This is a genomic window from uncultured Shimia sp. (assembly GCF_947498095.1).
Lineage (GTDB): Bacteria > Pseudomonadota > Alphaproteobacteria > Rhodobacterales > Rhodobacteraceae > Shimia.
In genome coordinates this window covers 99,093-120,037 of sequence record NZ_CANMJE010000002.1, presented here as the reverse complement: position 1 = coordinate 120,037, position 20,945 = coordinate 99,093, and the positions used below count along the sequence as shown (strand labels likewise).

Genomic DNA, 20,945 nt, shown 5'->3' with positions numbered 1-20,945 from the left:
GCATGACAGCAGGTTACTTGCTGTCGTGCACAAACACGCCGTTCCAGTCGACTGCCGGAGGCAGATCGACAAAAGCTTGGCACCGCTCGATATACACTTTTGCCAATGGGTCGTCAGGGTGACGTGCCGCGAATTCTTGAAACGCTGCGCAGGCCCTGCCCCAACTGCGAGCCTCATAAAGATCCATACAACCCTGCCAGTCCGCACAAAACTGCGCCGTGGAGTCCTTGCGTTCGGGTTGGACCGAGGTTGCGGCTATCAATTCAAATATCCGCACAGGAACCGATGTGCCCGCAGGCGTTGCCAAGTCCACCTGACGCAAGAAAAACTGTCCCTTGACCCGATCGGCGACATTTTCAGAGACTAAGACGTAAGTGCCGTATTGCTTGTTAAGACCCTCAAGCCGCGCCGCCAGGTTTACATCTCGCCCAAGGGCGGTGTATTGCATGCGCTTGTCTGAACCGACATTGCCCACGATGACTTCACCTACATGCAGGCCAAATCGGGTTTTGACCGGGAACAGGGTATCGTCCATGTCGGCTTGCGCATTCAACGCGTTCAGCCGCTCACGGCACGCCAAAACCGCACGACAGGCATTGGCCACATGGTCGGGATCAGATTGCGGTGCGTTCCACAGCGCCATCACCGCGTCTCCGATAAACTTGTCGACCGTTCCTTTGTGTTTCTGGATCACGTCAGAAACGGCTCCGAAATAGGTCGAAAGATCCCTGAACACGACTGACGAGGGCAGGCGTTCTGATTGCGAAGAAAAGGCTTCGATGTCGGTGAACATCATCGTCACTTCGCGAATATCCCCGCCGACCTCAACACCTTTGCCTGATGACAAAATGGATTGCACCAGTTCAACCGGCACAAAAGCCTTAAAGCCGCGTAACCCGTTTTTCATGTTGGCCACGGATTGCGACAGGTTGTCGATCTCAACAATAGGCGAGCGCAGTGAAAACGGTGCATCCAGCCGGAATTGGCGAATTTTTTCAGTTTCCGCGATGACCGAGCGCAAGGGTTGCGTGATACGACGCGAGAGTAAGGTCATCACCCCAATCGCCAAAAGAGTATAGACGAGTGCCACGACAATGGTCTGCCCAGTCGTTTGTCGAATGCCCTCAACCATCTCGCGCCGGTCAGCCAACACCCCAATGATCCAAGGCTTTCCAAACTCGGGCGGGAATGGACGAAACGCAGCCATCACTGGTCGCGGACCCTCCATGCTAAACCGCATTGTATTGGTGTCGCGGTGCAGGCGGATGGCCGCATCTATCCGCTGGCGCCCGATTACGCTTTGCCCGTCATGATCGATCGTGTCTTCATGCGACACGACGATCAGCTCGTCTTTTGCATTGATGATAAAGGTCCGGCCGTTGTCCCCCACGCGCTTCAGGCCAAGATACTGGGAAAGCCCCTCGAGCGTGATGTCTGCACCGACCACCGCTTGCAATGAGCCGTCTGACGCCATCGCCATTTGTGAGATCGTGATGCCTTTTTTTCCTGTACTCGCAAAGACATAAGGCTCGGACAAAGACAGCACACCCGTCTCGGCAGCACTTAGAAACCACGGACGTTCACGCGGCTCAAAGATGTCCAGCACTCGCGGCTTGGCCTTGGCCACCCAGTCATCATAGGACCATTCCAGCATGGCCCCGTTGCCAAAACGGGTTTCACGAATGACAAACTCATCCAACACGGGATCAATGTCCGCGTGATCCGACGTGGTCCGCATCACCTGCAGAAAGCGTCCCGTTTTTCCATAAGCTATGAACAGGCTGGCGACATCGGGCATGGCGCCCATCTGCCGCATCAGGAGTTGCACGGCCCCCTGCTCTGTCTGGCCCAACGAGTCCTTTTCCACAAGGAATGCCGTCCCGCGCACCGCGCGACTCACTGGGCGGAACAGGGCGTTGACGCTGACTTCGATATCCTCAGTCGCTTGCGTCATTGATCGCTGTGCCGTTTCAACGGCAAGATTTGAGGCGCTGTAGAACAGATACCCGATAACACCTGCGATCAACAAAAGCGTTGTGATCGAATAGGCTACTGCCAAGCCAATGTGAAACTTGATCCGCACGCGCATCCTGAACCCTGTTGATCTGTCATCCTCGTTCCAGACACTCTAGCCAATTAACCGGAAAAAGGCAGACCCGCGGGCAGTTTATTTCACTCCTATGTGGGAACGAAGACCAGACTCACCCCGTTGATGCAGTGACGTTTGCCCGTCGGTTTGGGGCCATCATCAAAGATGTGCCCCAGATGGCTGCCGCACCGGCGGCAATGACATTCGGTGTGCACGCCCCAAATCGTCCGGTCAGGCTTGGTCGCGATAGCATCGGGAAGCGCTTTCCAGAAACTCGGCCAGCCGGTGCCGCTGTCGTATTTGTGTTTGCTGGAGTAAAGCGGCAGATCACAGCCGCGGCAGGTGTATTTACCCTTGGTCGTGTTTTTGTCGAGCGGAGAAGACCCGGCACGCTCTGTGCCCTCTTTGCGCATCACTTTGTATTCCAGTGACGACAACATCGCGCGCCACTCTGCGTCGGTGCGCGTAATCTCAAACGCCTCGCTTGCTGCTTTGGCGTCTCGCATCAGCAACGGTGTCAAACTTGCGCCCGCCAGCAGTCCGGTCAGCATCACACGTCGGTTCATCGGCATTCTCCTTTTTCTTGCACACAACATGCGGACAGAGATCGCCGAAAACAATTAAACCCTGCGCACGGCCACGTGAGAATTGCAACAATCTCACGTGGCCACAGCAGCAAGTTACTCGGCCACCAGTCGCAGTTTGCTCAGATCCGGGCCAATGACGACATTGCCTTCGTAACCACTGTCCCGAACCGCTGAGACGTAATCATCGGCCGTCAGCCCGCCACCTTCAATCGGGTACGGCCCCTGTCGGGCAGCGCCCAAGGGGGGGATATGGTGGGTCAGCATCAGGTTGGCGACACCTGCCCGCATAGACATAGCGCCAAGATCGGTGGCGGTGGACTGCCGGTGATAAATCGGCGGCGGGAACCCTGATGTGCCATCCGGCCCCATCACAGGATGAATCACGGAATGCACCACAATGTCGGCCCCCTGTGCCAAAGCCTCAACCTGGGCCGAGGTTGAACTGTCACGGGGTGGTGCAGGTTTGTCATTACCCGCGTCTCCGCCAATCACAACGCTGCCTGCCGGACTATCGACCCGGTAAGATGCATGCCCTGCAACATGGCGCGATTGAACCGCTGTCACTGTCACATCGCCCTTCGACCAAACCACCTGAGCCTCAGGTGATGCTTCAAAGGTCATGATATTTAACAGTTCTGACGGCCCGCCGGGCAACCGTTTCGGATTTTCCGCAAGCCGTTGCGCCATTTCTCCCGACGCAATCAGGGCTGCACCGATGTTTTCCCCGAACCCGCGGCAGCTCATCGTGTAGCCCTTGGGCGTTGTCACGTCGTCACTACACACCATGTCAACTTTGGGTCCGGCAGAATTAAAGTGCCACCGCAGTTGCATCAACGCTGGCAAACCTTCGCTGTGATCCGAATGGATATGCGAGAAGAAAACCGCGGTGATCTTGCCGGCAGGCACACCAATCTTTGACAACTGCTGAGTCGTGCCGCGACCGGCATCAAATTGCAGCAAGACGTCAGAGCAATTGTTCTCTTCTGAGCCGTAGCGCACAAGCGTTCCCGCGCCTGCCTGTCCCATAAACACTGGCGGCCCGCCTTGGACCCCCGTCAGCACGACCTCAAGGCACGGCGCGGCCTGCGCCCCTCCCGAAACTGCCCCCATGAGTGCGATTAGTGCCGCCCCCAAAACACGTTGTTTTGATCTTTTCATAATTCATTTCCCTGTTTCGCACTCTCAAATTATCGATTTTTCTTTCGTTTGGCAAATTTCATCGTTTTATCTTCCACTCTCACTTCAAAATCGACGCAATTTCGTCGCCCGCCCTTTGCAACTGGCCTGCAAGATCTAAGTGTTTTGGACGGAACAGGTCGGTCGGAATTGCGCCATATATCGACCTGACGTCGCGCCGCATTCCCCTTGTGGTCGACGCTGAAATGAGGCACCACATCCCGGTATGAAAACATGACCGGGCTAATACCCGAGATAGAAGGACGACACAGATGGCCGACGGCACGATCGATATCAACGCAAAACCCACCGAAAACATCTCGGTGCGCGACGTGTTCGGCATCGACACGGATATGACGGTAAAGGGCTTTGACCAACGGGCTGACCGCGTGCCGGACGTTGACCCTACCTACAAGTTTGACCCGGACACCACGATGGCCATCCTTGCCGGCTTTGCCCGCAATCGCCGCGTGATGATCCAAGGCTATCACGGCACCGGGAAATCAACCCACATCGAACAGGTCGCTGCGCGCCTCAACTGGCCCGCCGTGCGTGTGAACCTCGACAGCCACATCAGCCGGATCGATCTGATCGGGAAAGACGCGATCAAACTGCGCGACGGCAAGCAAGTCACCGAGTTCCACGAAGGCATCCTGCCATGGGCGCTGCGCAACCCGGTTGCCATCGTCTTTGATGAGTATGACGCCGGTCGCGCCGACGTGATGTTCGTGATCCAGCGGGTTCTGGAAACCGACGGCAAGCTGACGCTTCTGGATCAGAACGAAATCATTAAGCCGCATCCGAACTTTCGCCTGTTCGCCACCGCCAACACTGTTGGTCTTGGCGATACGACCGGCCTCTATCACGGCACCCAACAGATCAACCAAGCCCAGATGGACCGGTGGTCGCTGGTCGCGACGCTGAACTATCTGTCGATCGACGCCGAAACCAATATCGTTCTGTCCAAGAACCCACATTACAACACCGAGGCTGGCCGTAAGACAGTGCATCAGATGGTCACTGTCGCCGACCTGACGCGGACCGCGTTCATGTCGGGTGATCTGTCGACCGTGATGTCGCCGCGGACCGTCATCACCTGGGCCGAAAACGCCGAGATCTTCCGCGACATCGGCTATGCCTTCCGCCTGACCTTCCTCAACAAATGTGACGAGTTGGAACGCCAGACCGTGGCCGAATTCTACCAGCGCCTCTTTGACGAGGAACTGCCGGAAAGTGCCGCGAGCGTGAGCCTCGGCTGACGCGCCTTTCGGCGCCCAAAAAGCCCTGCGGCGGCGCCGGGCAGCGCCCGACCCGCCCCCTCACAGGGCGGGCGCACTACGCCCACCCCGTCGGGCCGGACGCTGACAGCCTTGCAGGTCCCGACCAATCGGAATGACAACTGACACCGGATCTGCACGTGACAAAGCCTTCCCTCCATATCGGCCTGATCGGCGGCATCGGTGTTGCGGCCACGGTGGTCTATTACCAACGCCTGACGGCGGCGGTGGAGGCACAGGGCGGCAAGCTGGAGCTGACCATTGTTCATGCCGATGTCGAGGAATTGATCCGCACAAACTTGGCTGACGACTGTGAGACCCAAGCACGCACCTATGCAAAGCTGATAGACCGGTTAAAGGCTGCAGGCTGTGACTGTGCCGCGATCACCTCGCTTGGTGGACATTTTTGTTTCGATCAGACCGTGCCCCTCTCGTCTTTGCCGCTTGTCTCGGCGGTCACGCCGCTGGATGCGTATTTCGCGGCGCAGGGTCTCGGCACCGTTGGCCTGCTTGGCACCCGCGTGGTTATGCGCAGCGGTCTTTATGGCCAACTGGAGCAAACCCGCGCCGTGGCTCTTGAGGACGATATTGAAACCCTCGGCCAGACCTATCAGGACATGGCCGTTTCCGGCCACTGCACCGATGCACAGCGCACCACGTTCCTCGACGCAGGCGCCCGGCTTGTGCACAATGAAGGGGCGGATGCCGTTGTGCTTGCAGGCACCGACCTCAACTTGGCCTTTGACGGGCGAGAAACCGACTATACAGTAATCGACGCGCTGGATGTGCATGTGGCGGTCCTCGCCGATCTTGCAACCGGACGGACAAACCTAGAAGACGTGGCAGTATCGCGATGAAAAAACCGACCGACAACCCCGCCGATCCGTTCAAAAAGGCGCTGGCCGAAGCCACCAAAGTCATGGCCAATGACGCTGAGCTGAGCGTCACCTACACGGTTGATCCCTCGGGCGTGTCGGGTGAGCAGATGCGTCTGCCACAGGTGTCGCGCCGGATGACGCGCGACGAGGTTTTGCTGGCGCGCGGCACAGCGGATGCTCTGGCCCTTAAGGTAAAATACCACGACGGGGCCATGCATGCGAAATACGCGCCGGGTGATGGCATGGCGCGTGAGTTGTATGAATCGATGGAAACTGCCCGCTGCGAAGCCATGGGGGCACGCGACATGCCGGGCACCGCGGGCAATATCGACGCCAAGATCGAACACGAGGCACGCGGGCGGGGCTATGACCAGATCAAGGATGCGTCGGACGCGCCCTTGTCGGTGGCCGCTGGCTACCTGATCCGCCACCTCGCCACAGGCCGCGATATGCCGCCCGCCGCCTCTAACGTGATGAACCTCTGGCAGGGCTATATCGAACAGAACGCCGGCGACACGCTGGGCGATCTCAATGAGATGCTGTCGGATCAACAGGCCTTTGCGCGCTTTGCCCGTCAGGTCATTGATGATCTCGGCTATGGCGACCAACTGGGCGATGACCCGGACGCCGAAGACGAGGATCAGGAAGACGACGCCGAGGACTCTCAAGATCAGGACGATCCGGATTCCTCCGGAAATGACGACAGCCAGGATGACGAATCCGAAGCCAACCCAGAGCAATCGCAGGAAGAGCAGCAAGATATGTCCGAGGCGCAGGTCTCGATGGACGAAATGGCCGACGAGGAAATGGGCGACGAGATGGAGATGCCCGAGGGCGAGGCGCCGCTTGAGCCCCCTGCCCCTCAGCCCATCTCGGAAGCTGATCCCGACTATGTGGTGTTCGAGACCGAATTTGACGAGGAAATCGCTGCTGAAGATCTGGCAGAACCTGTCGAACTGGAACGTCTGCGGGCTTATCTGGACCAACAACTGGAACCCCTGAAGGGTGCGGTGTCGCGGCTGGCCAACAAACTGCAACGCCGCTTGCAAGCGCAACAGAACCGGTCTTGGGAATTTGACCTTGAAGAGGGCATTCTGGACGCCGGTCGTCTGGCGCGCGTTGTCGCCAACCCCACGACGCCCCTGTCGTTCAAACAGGAAAAAGACACCGAGTTCCGCGATACCGTTGTGACGCTCTTACTGGACAACTCAGGCTCAATGCGCGGTCGCCCGATTTCCATCGCGGCGATCTGTGCCGACGTTCTGGCGCGCACGCTGGAACGCTGCAACGTCAAGGTCGAGATCCTCGGCTTTACCACCCGCGCGTGGAAAGGCGGCCAAAGCCGTGAAAACTGGCTGAATGAAGGGCGTCCACAACAGCCCGGGCGCCTGAACGATCTGCGTCACATCATCTATAAATCCGCCGATGCGCCCTGGCGCCGGACCCGTCCCAACCTGGGGCTGATGATGAAAGAAGGCTTGCTGAAAGAGAACATCGACGGCGAGGCGCTGGAATGGGCGCATCGCCGTATGATCGGCCGCCCCGAAGTGCGCAAGATTCTGATGGTGATCTCGGATGGTGCCCCGGTGGATGACTCGACGCTTTCGGTAAACCCTGCAAATTACTTGGAAAAACACCTGCGCGACGTCATCGCAATGGTCGAGAAACGCAAGCAAGTTGAGTTGCTGGCGATTGGGATCGGTCACGACGTCACCCGCTATTACGAACGCGCTGTGACGATCACGGATGTTGAGCAACTTGCGGGCGCCATGACCGAACAATTGGCCAGCCTGTTTGACAGTGATCCCCGAAAGCGCGCGCGTGTTCTGGGCATGAAACGCGTCGGCTAAGGGGCGCCGCCCCTCTTGGCCCCGGAGCAGGTCCGGTGCCAATTCACCCCGGAGTATTTTTGGCAATACGAAGATGATTTGAGCTTGAGGGGCCCCATGTTTCAGAGTTTCGAGACCACATCCGATCCGTCCAAAGGGCATGAGCGACTGGCCACGGTGCGCGAATACATGCTTTCGGGTGGTACCAAGGGGCTGTTGGTGCCGCGTACCGATGCTTATCAGGGCGAGTACGTGGCGCCCCGTGACGAGCGGCTGGCCTGGCTCACCGGGTTCACAGGCTCAGCCGGATTTTGTGCCGTTCTGCCAGACGTTGCCGGTGTGTTTGTCGATGGGCGTTACCGCGAACAGGTGCGCGAACAGGTCGATCTGGATCATTTCACCCCGGTCAACTGGCCAGAGGTCAAGCTGGCCGACTGGCTGAAAGAGCACCTGCCCGAGGGTGGGGAAATTGGTATTGATCCGTGGTTCCATACCATTAAAGAGATCGAGGACCTGCGCAATGCGCTGGATGGCAGCGGCATCACACTTGCCTCTTACGAGGACCCGATTGGCAACAAATGGCCGGACCAGCCTGAACCACCGGTCGGCAGGGTTAGCGTCTATCCTGACGAGCTTTCCGGAGAAGATCATGCGAGCAAGCGCAAGCGCCTTGGTGCGGAACTGCGCAAAGCTGGCCATACCGCTGTGGTCCTGACCCTGCCGGACTCGATTGCCTGGCTCTTGAACATCCGCGGCTCAGATATTCCTCGCAACCCGGTGCCACATTGCTTTGCCTTTCTCTATGACAGCGGCCTCGTCACACTGTTCATCAATGATCGAAAGCTGAACGATGAGCTGCACGCGCACCTGGGATCCCAAGTAACCATCAAGCCAATTGATCAGTTCGAGGCTCAGATCGCCAAGAGCAATGGAACCTTGCGTCTCGACAAGGCCAGCGCGCCCGAGTGGATCCGGGAGCTTGCGACGCTGAACAAGGTTTCCGTGGCTTTTGGCAAAGATCCTTGTGTTCTACACAAAGCCCGGAAATCCGAGGCCGAGATTGCCGCCACGACTGAGGCCCATCTGCGTGACGGTGCCGCCATGTGCACGTTCCTGCACTGGTACGATGACAACGCGACCACAGGCATCACCGAGATCGACCTGGTGACCCGGTTAGAACAGTGTCGCCGAGACACCAACGCTCTGCTGGACATCAGCTTTGACACCATCGCCGGCTCTGGCCCACATGGGGCGGTGATCCACTACCGCGTGACCCATGAAACCAACCGCACTTTGGCGAATGGTGATCTGGTTGTGCTGGACAGTGGCGGGCAATATCTGGACGGCACGACCGACATCACGCGCACCCTGCCCGTCGGCGACGTGGGTGCGGAGGAAAAAGCCGCCTTTACCCGCGTACTGCAAGGGATGATCGCTGTGTCTGAGCTGCGCTGGCCCAAGGGTCTTGCCGGTCAACACATTGAAGCCATCGGCCGTGCGCCCTTGTGGCAGGCCGGGCAGGATTTTGACCATGGTTTGGGCCACGGTGTTGGCGTGTTCCTTTGTGTCCACGAAGGCCCGCAACGCCTTAGCCGTGTCTCTGATGTGCCGCTTCAACCGGGGATGATCCTGTCGAACGAGCCCGGGTACTATCGTCCTGGCGCCTTTGGCATCCGCATAGAGAACCTCATTGTCGTAGAAGATGCGCCGCAATTGGCCGGCGGTGACGCACATCGCCAGATGCTGCAGTTTCGCAATCTCACGTGGTGCCCGATTGATCGCCGCCTGATTGAGCAGACACTCTTGAGCAAAGATGAAATTGCGTGGATCAACGCCTACCACGCGACGTGCCGTCAGATTCTGGCGCCGCGACTGGCAAAAGACACGCAATTATGGTTGGATCGCGCCACTGCGCCACTCTGACCGGATTGAGCCCAGTCCAACCATCAAAGAGGGGCGCATCTCATGGCACCAAAGATTACCATCCGCAAAGCCGAAGGCACCTGGTCTGTCCGCGCAGGTGGCGCGGTCTTGGGCGAAAGCCAGAACGCGCTGGAACTCACCGAGGGGGACTATGCACCCGTGATCTATTTCCCCCGCGAGGACATCGCCACGGCCTTTCTAGACCGCACGGATCACAGCAGCCACTGCCCGTGGAAGGGTGACGCCAGCTATTTCTCGATTGTCACAAAAAGCCAGACCCTAACCAACTAGGTCTGGAGTTATGAAACCCCAAAAGAAGACGTGGCACGGATCAAGGACCATCTGGCCTTTTACACCGACGACACCGTGGCCGTAGAACGAATCTGAGGTCTATGCTTCTAACTGTGCTCTTCGGCAGCCGTCGCTGCCAAAGCACGGTTATAGGCCTTGAGTGCATCCACGTGGTGTAACGCCCCCCACAACTCGGGCGGTTGGCCTTCGCCCGCCAAAGTCACAACCGGGATAAAGGCCACACCCGCTTTGTCAAAGATCGGCATCGCAGCTTCCAGTGTGGCGTTGCCGTCAACATACACCCCATCCTCGACCATCTCCCAGCATGCCCCTTCCGGGGCGCATGTGGGGTCCTCTTTGCCCCGCATGATCGCAGCAACACGGAACATGCACAAAAGATAGGCCTGAGGCCCGGCCGCCACGTGCACATTGCGTCGTTCCAGCTGTGTGAGGAAGAACGACCTGTCCACGAGGCGCGAGCCGAGCGCCGTAGAGATCGATACGCTGACCAGAACCGCAAGGCCGGTTTGCCAGTCGCCCGTCAACTCGAACACAATCAGCGTTGTTGAGATCGGTGCGCCCAGCACGGCGGCGGCGACGGCGCCTGTCCCTGCTAGGGCATAAAGCGTTACAGTCCCGGAGACTTCGGGGAAAATACTGGTGGCCACCAAACCAAAAGACAGCCCGGTCAAAGCCCCGACCATCAACGCAGGTGAGAATACCCCACCACCCATGCGCCCAGCCATCGTAATAGAAACAGCAACAACCTTGAGCACGCAGAACACGATTGCCTCGTGCATCAAAAGCTCGCCGGTCAGCGCCGCCGAAGTCGTCTCGTATCCAACGCCGATGATATGCGGGAACCAGATCGCCAGCCCGCCCAGCATGGCGCCCGATATTGCAGGGCGCAGCCACCTCGGCAGACCCGTGCGGTCCTGAATATGGTTTGCCATGTCCTCGGACCAGAAAATGGTCCACATCAAAGCCACGGCCACAAACCCGCAAAGCCCTCCGAGAAGCAGAAAGGCGGGCAGCTCCTGGTAGAACTGCAATTGCGTGGTGTCTGGCAGGTGAAATTCAGTGACATTACCAAATTCCAGCCGGGAAATCACGGTTCCGGACACGGCTGCGATGGTGATCGGTGCAAAGGCGTGGACCGCAAAGTGGCGTAACACCACTTCAAGCGCGAACAAGGCCCCGGCAATCGGCGCGTTGAACGACGCAGACACCCCTGCGGCCACGGCACATCCCAAAAGATCGCGCCCGGTGATGCCGTCGGCGCGGATCCAGTTGCTGACCCAGGTCGAGATCACACCAGCCATGTGCACCACGGGCCCTTCTCGGCCCGTTGAGCCGCCGGAGCTGAGCGTGATGAGTGAGGCAAAGGCAGAGGCGACGCCAGCTGTGCGCTCGACCCTCCCCTCGCGCAGGGCAGAACCTTCGATTACATCCGCAACGGAACGCACACGCCCGTCTGGCGTAAACCGGTGCAGGATTAGGCCGACGATCAAACCGCCTATGGTTGGAATGATGACCAGCCAGTACCAAGGCAAACCGCCCGCAAAACTGTGCAGATGTGTCAGGTCATCGGTGCCATAGAGGGTCGATTGCAGCCAGTCGATCGCTTTGCGAAACCCCAAGGCGGCAAACCCTGCACAGACGCCAATAACTAGGCTGATCAGCCAGAATTGAAACTGGCTTGGTCCCTTTTCGACAAGCACATGCCAACCGCCACGGCAGGTCTCTGCCGCATCTTTTGCGCTGTCCTTCAGAAAGGAGCGAATGGAGTTCGCCATGACGTCGCCAGAAATGGTTGCTTAGATAAGCTCTACGCCGTTTTTCTCGTCAAGGCAAAGGCTTAGCCGGAGTTTAACCCAAAAGTGAGCGCGCGGCGGCGCGGGCTTCGTCGGTAATCGTATCGCCAGACAACATCCGGGCGATTTCATCGACACGGTCCGAGGTGTCCAGCGGCACAACGCTGGACAACGTCTGGTTTGCGACAACCCGTTTCTCGACACGCCAATGGTATCCGCCCAATGCCGCAACCTGAGGCGAATGCGTGACCACCAACACCTGTCCATCACCTGCCAAGGCTGCCAATCTGCGACCCACCGCATCCGCCGTCGCGCCCCCGACGCCGCGGTCAATTTCATCAAAAATCATGGTCACGCCGCTGGCATCTCCGGCCAGACACACTTTGAGCGCCAAGAGAAATCGGCTGAGTTCGCCGCCAGATGCAATCTTGGCCAATGGACCTGACGGCGCACCGGGGTTGGTCGCCACGGTAAAGGCGACAAGATCACAGCCATCCGGACCCGGATCGGCCTCTGTGATGTCCGTGCTGAACACAGCCCGCTCCATCTTAAGCGGAGCAAGTTCCTTGGTCACGGCGGCGTCCAGTTTCTTGGCCGAAGCGCGACGGGCTTTTGTCAACGCCTCTGCAGACTTTTCATAGGCGGCTGTCGCCTGCGTAACATCGGTTTCAAGACCAGACAATGCCTCGGACCCAGCATCCAGCGCAGAAAGTTTGCTGCGCAATTCCCCTGCAAAAACAGCCAGTTCGTCCGGTATGACCCCGTGTTTGCGGGCCAGCGCGCGAATGGCGAACAGCCGCTCTTCCACCTGTTCAAGATCCAGCGGATTGAAATCCAGAACCTCAAGACAACGCTCAACGCCATCCACGGCCTCGCCCAACTCTGACAAGGCTCGTTCCAGAGCGGCCAGAGGCGCCTCAAGGTGTCCAGCGGTGCCCTCAACCGACTCTTCAAGCCAGCGTAACGCGTCCCCGATCGCCCCTTCCGCCCCGTCCGAGCCCAAGGCACCATGCGCTCGCCCCACGCTTTCGCGCACCCTCTCAGCGCCCTGCATCATACGACGGCGCGTGTCGAGGTCTGCTTCTTCACCGGGTTGTGGATCAAGATCATTCAATTCCTGAACGGCGTGACGCAGGAAATCCTCTTCGGCGCGCACGGCCTCGACCTCGGCGCGCGCTGTGTCCAATGCCTTTTGGGCAGCATTCAGCGCTGACCAGCAGGCCCGCGTTATGGCGCGCTGTGGTTCCAACCCACCAAATTCGTCCAACAAATGGCGGTGCCCACGCGGGTTCAGAAGACCGCGATCATCGTGCTGCCCATGCAATTCCACCAAAGTCTCGGACAAGGCCCGCAATACTTCGCCCGAACACCGGCGATCATTGACCCAAGCCGTCTTGCGCCCATCGCGCGCATTCACGCGCCGCAGGATCAGCTCTTCACCACCGGGCAATCCTGCTTCGTCTAGTATCGCATGTGCCGCGTGCTCGCCTGGCAGATCGAAAACGGCCGTGACTTCGCCCTGATCGGCCCCTTGCCGCACCAGCTCTGCCCGACCGCGCCACCCAAGCACAAATCCAAGCGAGTCCAATAGAATAGATTTCCCGGCTCCGGTCTCGCCGGTCAGTACGTTCAGCCCCGGCTGAAACCCAAGCTCCAGCCGGTCGATGATCAACATATCCCGAATATCAAGTGACCGCAGCATGTCTGCTCCTTGACGGATGCATTCGGATCAGAGCCATGCCCCTTTAAGCGTCTGGCGATAAACATCGCTCAGCCAGCTTTCACCTTCTTCTTTCGGAAAGAGACCCTTGCTGGTCAAGAGACCATAGCTGTCTTCATACCACTCCGACGACTGGAAGTTATGCCCCAAAATCGCGCCCGCCGTTTGCGCCTCGGCATATAGGCCAAGCGACAAGTAGGCTTCGACCAAGCGGTGCAAGGCTTCCGGTGTTTGCGTGGTGGTCTGGAAGTCCTCAACAACAACGCGGAAACGACGGATCGCTGCGGTAAAGTGCTCGCGCCGCAGATAGTAACGTCCAACTTCCATCTCTTTCGAGGCCAGATGGTCAAACGCGAGGTCAAACTTCAGTTTGGACGAGTTGGCATATTCGCTGTCAGGATAGGTTTCGATCACGGTGCGCAGTTCCTGCAGCGCCTTGAAAGTCAGACCCTGATCCCGCCCCACATCATCGATCTGGTCATAATAGCTGAGTGCCAAAAGATACTGCGCATAGGCGGCATCGTCGTCCGCCGGGTAGAAGTCGATATAGCGCTGTGCCGCACTCCGGCTTTCCTCATAGAGCTTGTCGCTGTGGAAGGAATAGGCCTGCATGATGAGCGCACGCTTAGTGATCTCTGCATAGGGGTACAGCCGTTCAACTTCGGAAAAGAAAAACGCAGCATCTTCGCCTCTGTTGCGCGTGAGTTCATATTCACCGCGCTCAAAGATCTGTTCCGCCGTGAACCCTTCCATTGGGATTTCACCGCGGCGCACCTTGTCCGCCGAGCTCTTGTCCCCGCAGGCCGCCACAAGAGCGACAGCCAAAACCGCCGTTAGCATTTTCACACGCGAGCCGATGCCTGCTGACATGCTGCACAACCTCATATTCCGAAACGGCAGGCGATCCCTGCCCTTCCCCAAGCTGTTAGCACAGAAAATTGCGGTGCAAAACGTCTTTGGTTGGTTTTCCACCATCTAATGTGCCGGATGCTGGCCATGACATAGAAATAAATAACGCGGCCTACGTTGCCGTGGCTGCGTTAGATTGGACTTTGCATTGTATTTGGTGTGCAATCCAGCGGTTTGGCTGTTAGGCGACCGCTGGGATTTCCGCCAAATGCACGCCGACACCGGGCAAGCGCGCCGCGGTCGAGGCATCACACTCCACGATGCGAAAGGCACCGGGTGTCATGAACAGTTTGCGCAACAATTCGTTGGTCAGTGCGTGGCCCGCACGAACCCCTGTGTAACGGCCCAGGATCGGCGACCCGGCAAGATAGAGATCACCAAGAGCATCCAACATCTTGTGACGAACAGCTTCGTCTTCGTGACGTAGTCCACCGGGGCTCAATACCTCTTCGCCATCGACAACAACGGCATTGTCCAGCGTGCCACCCAACGCCAAACCATTGGCGAGCATGTCATCAACATCGGCCTTGCGGCAGAATGTGCGGCTGTCACAGAGTTCGCGAACAAATGTGCCATTCGACATAGTCAACGACTTGTCCTGTACTCCGATCGCCTCATCATCAAAGTTGATGTGGAAATCGATCCGTAAGCCATCAGCTGGGGCCAACGTGGCTGTTGCTTCGTCTCGGCGCACGGTTACCGGCTTCAAAATCTGAATCGCGCGAACACGTTCGTGCTGTGCCACAAGGCCAGCCTCCAGAATGGCGCGGACAAACTCTGCCGAGCTGCCATCCAGGATCGGCACTTCGGGGCCGTCAATCTCAATCAGGGCATTGTTGACACCGGTTCCGGCCAAAGCGGCCATGATGTGTTCGATCGTCGAGACCGAGACACCAGAACGGTTCACAATACGTGTGCACAGTGCAGTTTGCTCAACAACATCCCAGCGCGCCGGAATGATCGCATCCCCCAGCAATACGTCAGTACGACGGAACCAGATCCCGTAGTCAGCCGACGCTGGCTGAATGGTCATGCGCACCGTCTCGCCTGAATGCAGGCCGACGCCGGTGAATTGAACAGGTTGTCTTACTGTGTTCTGCACGTTGCACCTCAAGTAGCGCGGTAGGTCCCCATGCCTTGCCGCACCTTGGAGGTAATGGAGTGTCCGAGCTATCTCAACTCAAACAATGCTACCGTGTGAAACCTCTGTGACACGCATAGGCAAAACCTCGCCAAAATTCACTTAACTACATGATATAAAAAGAAAAAGGCCGCCTCGCGGGCGGCCTCGTTTTTGTAACATATGTTACAATTTTTAGTTTGCTTGGCGCCGCAAGAAGGCCGGAATCTCGATCCGATCCTGTTCTTCGTCCATTTCTGCCTCTGGTTGGGCGGCTTGAACAGTCGGCTGCTGGCGCATTTGTGGCTGAGCGGGACGTGGCGCTTCACCGTGACCGGTCATGCGACCAATCAGCGAGTTCAGACCAAAACCACCACGTTTGCCATCATCCGCGGCTTGCGGCGCAGGATCCGCCATACGTGGCTGTGCCGACGGGGCCTTGTCTGCGGCAGCCTTCAGGCGCTGCAGAACGTCTGGTGACGGTGTACCAAGTGGCGCTGCTTTGGGCGCGACATATCCCTCGAGCTCATCTTCTTCATAGTAAGCTTCGGGTTGAGGCGCAAAGGGGGCCACTTTTGGCTGGGCCTCATAAATCGGCGCGGGAAGCTCGTCTTCGGCGGCCACTTGTGGCGCTTCAAAGATGTCTTCCATTTGCTCTTCGGCCGCGACACGTTCTGCGTCCAACTCACCAAACAAGCTGGGTTCGGTTCCATTGCTCTGCGCGACTGCCGGAGTTTCTTCGACCTCGGCCACAACAGCCTCTGCCGGAGCTTCGACTTCAGGGTCCTTCAGAACATGAGGCTCAAGCGGTGCGCGCATCGGGCGACGAACCGGAATATCGGCCTGAACTTCTGCCGCGTCGATACCCGTGGCAACAACCGAAACACGCATGCCGCCCTCGATGCCCTCGTCCAGCGTCGAGCCGACAATGATATTGGCGTCCGGATCCACCTCTTCGCGGATGCGGTTCGCGGCTTCGTCCAGTTCGAACAGCGTCAGATCGTGGCCACCGGTGATGTTGATTAGCACACCCTTGGCGCCACGCAGGCTGATTTCGTCCAGAAGCGGGTTGGCAATTGCTTTCTCGGCGGCTTGGATCGCGCGATCTTCGCCGGTCGCTTCGCCGGTGCCCATCATCGCCTTGCCCATTTCGTCCATCACGGCGCGAACATCGGCAAAGTCGAGGTTGATCAAGCCCGGACGCACCATCAGGTCGGTTACACCTTTAACACCCTGGTACAGAACATCGTCTGCCATCGAGAACGCTTCGGTGAACGTGGTCTTCTCGGTCGCCAGACGGAACAGGTTCTGGTTCGGAATAATGATCAGCGTGTCGACTACCTTTTGCAGGGCCTCAACCCCGTCTTCGGCCTGCCGCATACGCTTGGCGCCTTCGAACTGGAAGGGCTTGGTCACAACACCAACTGTCAGAACACCCAGTTCGCGGGCGGCCTGCGCGATGATCGGCGCAGCACCCGTTCCGGTGCCACCGCCCATACCAGCGGTAATAAAGCACATGTGCGCGCCCGCCAGTTGGTCAACGATCTGCTCGATGCTTTCTTCGGCTGCTGCTGCACCAACGGTTGCCCGCGCGCCTGCACCCAGACCTTCGGTGACTTTCACACCCAGCTGAATGCGGCTCTTTGATTTGCTTTGCTGAAGCGCCTGCGCATCCGTGTTCGCGACGACAAAATCAACGCCTTCCAGCGATTTGTCGATCATGTTGTTCACGGCGTTGCCACCCGCACCACCTACACCAAAAACCGAGATACGGGGCTTCAGATCAGCCTGCTCGGGCATCGTCAGATTCAGAGTCATAATATCCGCCTGTCTATTTTTTCGGCCCACTTGTGCGAGCGCATTTACTGCCAATTACCCCCATTATTAACCGAGGCTCTTTGAATCGTCACGAAAAAAAGCACATATGACAACGATATATAGACAAATTTCGGTCACAATTCGCAGCATTTCGCCGAAGAGTGCAGATAAAGTGGGTCGTTATAGGGGCGGCCACAACAACACCAAAAGCCCCACGCGCAAAGCCCGTGAGGAATCGATTTGTCTTTCCAGAGACCACTGCTCGGCCTGACTGGTCCGCCTGTTCACGGCGGCTGTGGATAACTTTAGGATAAATCCCCTAAGACGTCACCCCCAAATCCGCCGAAACCTTGCTTACCAATTGTCCTTGAACCACTTCACCGCCTTGCGCAGCGACCTTGAGGGGTAGCGCTCGACTGGCAAATCGAAATCCCACCATTCATCCTGTGGGTGGGTTGCAAACAGACACATCCCAACGGCGCCGGCAAAGCTGGGTCCAGCCGCGGCTTGCGGCAGGCCATGTACCCGCATCGGGCGACCAAGGCGCACTTGTTGCCCAAGAATTTTTGAGGCAAGACCATCAAGGCCCGGAATCTGGCTGCCACCACCGGTCAGCACGATCTGCTGACTTGGCAGGCACTCAAATCCGGCAGCATCCAGACGCGCCCGCACCTCTTCAAGGATTTCTTCGACCCGCGGCCGCATGATTCCAATCAACTCTGCACGGCTAACCTTACGGCTGTCATGCTCCCAATCACCGGTTTCACCAGACAACTGGATCATCTCGCGGTCATCCATGCCGGTCGCGTGGACGCCACCGTAAAAGGTCTTGATCCGCTCGGCCGTAGCCGCAGGCACCTGCAGCCCCATTGAAATGTCGCTGGTGACGTGATCGCCCCCCATACGCACCGAGTCTGCATAGATCATGTGTTTCTTCATAAAGATCGACAGGCTGGTTGATCCACCTCCCATATCGATACAGGCTGCACCCAGTTCCTGCTCATCCTCGACCATTGCCGAGAGACCCGAGACATAAGCCGAAGACGCAATGCCTGCCAATTCCAGATCACATCGCTTTACACATTGCGCCAGGTTCTGAACCGCAGTCGCGTCGACCGTCAGCATATGCATATCCGTCGCCAATTGCTGACCCATCTGCCCGCGTGGATCCGCAAGACCCGAACGATTGTCGAGCGCAAAGTTCACCGGCTGCGCATGAAGCACTTCGCGTCCTGTGCCGTAGTCCGGCACATCACAAGCTGACAGCGCGCGCGCAACCTCTTGCTCGGTAACGATATGGCCTTCAAGGTCGATCTGCCCCGCCAATCCATACGAGCGCGGCTCGGCACCTGAGAAACAGGCAATCACATGGTCAACGCGGATGTTGGCCATTTTCTGTGCCGCTTGCAGAGCCGTACGAATGGCACGCTCGGTTTCCTGCATGGCATCAATCTCGCCAAACTTCACCCCGCGTGACCGTGTGGTCGCCGCGCCAATGACGCGAAAGCCGCTCTGACCCGCCATGGATCCGATGCCCTCAACCTCGGCCAATCGTTCTGACCCATCAAAGCGCAGTACCAGGCAGGCAATCTTGGAACTGCCAACGTCCAAAACCGCCACAACACCGCGTTGCATGGCTGCTTTGCGCATATTCCGCATGGCGCGTTGGGATTCGTATAGCTCGATCATTCTTCTGTCTTTCCAACTTCAATCTGGCGAATACGCCACCATTCTTCGACGGCCCGGTCCGAAATACGGATGGTCGGACGGTTGCCCAGCCGCATGTCTACGGTGACGATGTCCCGATCCAACATGTCCTGAGCTTGGCTAAGGGCGATGACGTGCTCTAAGGCCTGTACTGCCCCAGCTTCAGGCAAGAGGATGCGCTGCCCGCGATCCAGTACGACGTCCCAGCGCCGCTCGCCCATGCGGACAAGGCCGCGCATGCGGTGCGCCAAAGGACCAGCCGCCGTATAAAGCGCCAGCGCTTCGGTCACGTGATCCTCTGCGCCTTCGCCGGCCATCAGCGGCATGTCCTTGTGCAACTGCCGGGTCCGTGCCCGCGCCACTACGAAACCCTGATCGTCAACCAACTCCAGACCCTCTCGGGTGCGCCATAGAATGACCGGATCACGCTCGGTCACGGTGACCTGCATGATCCCACCAGGGCGAATACGCACTGTGACGCCGGCAATTGCTGGCAATTCCGCGATCCGGTCCTGAATCTGGCCAAGGCTCAGATCAAACGAGCTGATGGGAAAGTCGATCGGGACAATCTCACGAATGTCTTCGGCAATCCCGATGCTGGCGCCATCGATTGCCATCACATTGACCATGAACTCGGGGCGCGTCTCGATGCTGGTACGCAGATCATTGACCATCATCGCGAGGTGATCGCGACGGTCCTGATCCGCCAGCCAGACCCCTGCTGCGGCAAAGGCAATGAAAAACGGCAAGAACACACGCAGGAACAATCGAAACAGCGGTGTCAGCATCAACCGCTGATACCGCCACGCCCACTTTGAAGGGGCAGGATCGCATTTGGCGGCGCTTACCTGTTGCACGAGGCATCCTCCACCATCCATGCGCAGAACTCTGAGAAAGAAATACCCAGATGCGCGGCCTGCTCAGGCGCCAGTGAGGTGGGCGTCATGCCCGGCTGCGTATTGGTCTCAAGAAGGATCAACCCGTCTAACCCACGCGTGTCGTCCCAACGAAAATCAGTCCGGCTGACACCGCGACATCCCAAGGTCTGATGCGCGCGCAGGGCATAGTCCAAACAGGCATCTGTAATCTCTTGCGGAACATTCGCGGGGATCACATGGCGCGACCCGCCCTCTTTATACTTGGCATCATAGTCGTACCAACCGTCGGTGATGATGTCTGTTACACCCAAGGCCCTGTCGCCCATCACGGTGGTCGTCATCTCACGCCCCGGTGCATAGGTCTCGACCATCACCTGCTCTGGCATGTCATCCGACAGTTGCGGTGGGCCATTGGCCGCTTCATGCACGATGTAAATCCCGACGGACGAGCCTTCGTTGTTTGGCTTTGCAACATAGGGTGGCGGCATTACGTGGCGCGCCTTAACATCTTCACGGCCCGCTAGAACGCTTTCAACCACTGGCAATCCGGCGGCGCGATACACGTCTTTTGAACGCTGCTTGTCCATGGCCAGCGCCGAAGCCAGCACGCCGGAATGGGTGTAGGGAATACCCAGCCACTCTAACAGCCCCTGAACACAGCCATCTTCGCCCCAACGACCATGAAGGGCGTTGAAACAAACGTCAGGCTGGATATCAGAAAGGCGCGCAACCAGATCAAGGCCGGCATCGACCTCAATCACGTCATATCCTGCTTCCCGCAGCGCGGTTGCGCATTCACGCCCAGACGCCAGCGACACCTCGCGCTCAGCCGAGGGTCCGCCCATCAATACCGCCACTTTGGGGCTTGTCCTGCTCGACATACCCACTGTGCCTCAAGTCCCGGACCTTTTTGGTCCTGTTTTATTGGT

The 20,945-nt window shown here is 58.2% G+C and carries 15 protein-coding genes and 1 pseudogene; 5 read left to right on the top strand and 11 right to left on the bottom strand.

The features are described from left to right. Positions 1-13 precede the first annotated feature (13 nt). From Q0932_RS03760 to Q0932_RS03750, 3 genes are all read right to left on the bottom strand, one after another. Complete coding sequence (locus Q0932_RS03760; RefSeq protein WP_299349851.1) at positions 14-2,089, bottom strand: adenylate/guanylate cyclase domain-containing protein; 2,076 nt, start codon at positions 2,087-2,089, stop codon at positions 14-16. A gap of 89 nt (positions 2,090-2,178) precedes the next feature. Next, positions 2,179-2,595, bottom strand: a complete 417-nt coding sequence (gene msrB / locus Q0932_RS03755) for a peptide-methionine (R)-S-oxide reductase MsrB (protein WP_299350617.1) — start codon at positions 2,593-2,595, stop codon at positions 2,179-2,181. Positions 2,596-2,769: 174 nt separating this feature from the next. Next, positions 2,770-3,834 (bottom strand): MBL fold metallo-hydrolase, encoded by a 1,065-nt coding sequence (locus Q0932_RS03750; RefSeq protein WP_299349849.1) that lies wholly within the window; start codon positions 3,832-3,834, stop codon positions 2,770-2,772. Between the two features lie 290 nt (positions 3,835-4,124). Here Q0932_RS03750 and cobS point away from each other — a divergent pair, with 290 nt between their 5' ends. The 5 genes and pseudogenes from cobS to Q0932_RS03725 all read left to right on the top strand — a co-directional run bounded on the left by cobS (position 4,125) and on the right by Q0932_RS03725 (position 10,146). Next, a complete protein-coding gene (gene cobS / locus Q0932_RS03745; protein WP_299349847.1) occupies positions 4,125-5,111 on the top strand; it encodes a cobaltochelatase subunit CobS in 987 nt (328 codons plus the stop codon). 158 nt (positions 5,112-5,269) lie between these two features. Then, positions 5,270-5,986, top strand: a complete 717-nt coding sequence (locus Q0932_RS03740) for an aspartate/glutamate racemase family protein (protein WP_299349846.1) — start codon at positions 5,270-5,272, stop codon at positions 5,984-5,986. After that, positions 5,983-7,857, top strand: a complete 1,875-nt coding sequence (gene cobT / locus Q0932_RS03735; RefSeq protein ID WP_299349844.1) for a cobaltochelatase subunit CobT — start codon at positions 5,983-5,985, stop codon at positions 7,855-7,857. The genes Q0932_RS03740 and cobT overlap by 4 nt, the downstream gene beginning before the upstream one ends. Positions 7,858-7,953: 96 nt before the next feature. Continuing rightward, positions 7,954-9,759 (top strand): aminopeptidase P family protein, encoded by a 1,806-nt coding sequence (locus Q0932_RS03730; protein WP_299349843.1) that lies wholly within the window; start codon positions 7,954-7,956, stop codon positions 9,757-9,759. Between the two features lie 42 nt (positions 9,760-9,801). After that, positions 9,802-10,146: pseudogene (locus tag Q0932_RS03725) on the top strand (DUF427 domain-containing protein). Positions 10,147-10,157: 11 nt separating this feature from the next. Here the strand turns inward: Q0932_RS03725 and Q0932_RS03720 are convergent. From Q0932_RS03720 to Q0932_RS03685, 8 genes are all read right to left on the bottom strand, one after another. After that, positions 10,158-11,846: a chloride channel protein gene (locus Q0932_RS03720; RefSeq protein WP_299349841.1), complete on the bottom strand. Its 1,689-nt coding sequence runs from the start codon at positions 11,844-11,846 to the stop codon at positions 10,158-10,160. Positions 11,847-11,919: 73 nt separating this feature from the next. Next, positions 11,920-13,566 (bottom strand): DNA repair protein RecN, encoded by a 1,647-nt coding sequence (recN, locus tag Q0932_RS03715; protein WP_299349840.1) that lies wholly within the window; start codon positions 13,564-13,566, stop codon positions 11,920-11,922. A 27-nt stretch (positions 13,567-13,593) separates the two neighbouring features. Beyond that, positions 13,594-14,454: an outer membrane protein assembly factor BamD gene (locus tag Q0932_RS03710; RefSeq protein WP_299349839.1), complete on the bottom strand. Its 861-nt coding sequence runs from the start codon at positions 14,452-14,454 to the stop codon at positions 13,594-13,596. Positions 14,455-14,674: 220 nt separating this feature from the next. Continuing rightward, positions 14,675-15,595 carry a UDP-3-O-acyl-N-acetylglucosamine deacetylase gene (lpxC, locus tag Q0932_RS03705; protein WP_299349837.1) on the bottom strand — a complete coding sequence of 307 codons (921 nt, stop codon included), beginning with the start codon at positions 15,593-15,595 and terminating at the stop codon, positions 14,675-14,677. Positions 15,596-15,808: 213 nt separating this feature from the next. Beyond that, the gene (gene ftsZ, locus Q0932_RS03700) at positions 15,809-17,431 is read right to left on the bottom strand and encodes a cell division protein FtsZ (RefSeq protein ID WP_299349836.1); all 1,623 of its coding nucleotides are present in this window, start codon (positions 17,429-17,431) and stop codon (positions 15,809-15,811) included. Positions 17,432-17,785: 354 nt separating this feature from the next. Next, complete coding sequence (gene ftsA, locus Q0932_RS03695) at positions 17,786-19,120, bottom strand: cell division protein FtsA (protein ID WP_299349834.1); 1,335 nt, start codon at positions 19,118-19,120, stop codon at positions 17,786-17,788. Next, positions 19,117-20,016 (bottom strand): cell division protein FtsQ/DivIB, encoded by a 900-nt coding sequence (locus tag Q0932_RS03690; protein WP_299349833.1) that lies wholly within the window; start codon positions 20,014-20,016, stop codon positions 19,117-19,119. The genes ftsA and Q0932_RS03690 overlap by 4 nt, the downstream gene beginning before the upstream one ends. Further along, a complete protein-coding gene (locus Q0932_RS03685) occupies positions 19,983-20,903 on the bottom strand; it encodes a D-alanine--D-alanine ligase (RefSeq protein ID WP_299349831.1) in 921 nt (306 codons plus the stop codon). Before Q0932_RS03685 ends, Q0932_RS03690 begins: the two co-directional genes overlap by 34 nt. Positions 20,904-20,945: the final 42 nt, after the last annotated feature.

Excerpts from the sequence above, each read along its gene's own strand:
- Q0932_RS03760 (WP_299349851.1), bottom strand. The coding sequence starts at position 2,089 with ATGCGCGTGCGGATCAAGTTTCACATTGGCTTGGCAGTAGCCTATTCG.
- msrB (WP_299350617.1), bottom strand. The coding sequence starts at position 2,595 with ATGCGAGACGCCAAAGCAGCAAGCGAGGCGTTTGAGATTACGCGCACC.
- Q0932_RS03750 (WP_299349849.1), bottom strand. The coding sequence starts at position 3,834 with ATGAAAAGATCAAAACAACGTGTTTTGGGGGCGGCACTAATCGCACTC.
- cobS (WP_299349847.1), top strand. The coding sequence starts at position 4,125 with ATGGCCGACGGCACGATCGATATCAACGCAAAACCCACCGAAAACATC.
- cobT (WP_299349844.1), top strand. The coding sequence starts at position 5,983 with ATGAAAAAACCGACCGACAACCCCGCCGATCCGTTCAAAAAGGCGCTG.
- Q0932_RS03730 (WP_299349843.1), top strand. The coding sequence starts at position 7,954 with ATGTTTCAGAGTTTCGAGACCACATCCGATCCGTCCAAAGGGCATGAG.
- Q0932_RS03720 (WP_299349841.1), bottom strand. The coding sequence starts at position 11,846 with ATGGCGAACTCCATTCGCTCCTTTCTGAAGGACAGCGCAAAAGATGCG.
- recN (WP_299349840.1), bottom strand. The coding sequence starts at position 13,566 with ATGCTGCGGTCACTTGATATTCGGGATATGTTGATCATCGACCGGCTG.
- Q0932_RS03710 (WP_299349839.1), bottom strand. The coding sequence starts at position 14,454 with ATGTCAGCAGGCATCGGCTCGCGTGTGAAAATGCTAACGGCGGTTTTG.
- ftsZ (WP_299349836.1), bottom strand. The coding sequence starts at position 17,431 with ATGACTCTGAATCTGACGATGCCCGAGCAGGCTGATCTGAAGCCCCGT.
- ftsA (WP_299349834.1), bottom strand. The coding sequence starts at position 19,120 with ATGATCGAGCTATACGAATCCCAACGCGCCATGCGGAATATGCGCAAA.
- Q0932_RS03690 (WP_299349833.1), bottom strand. The coding sequence starts at position 20,016 with ATGGATGGTGGAGGATGCCTCGTGCAACAGGTAAGCGCCGCCAAATGC.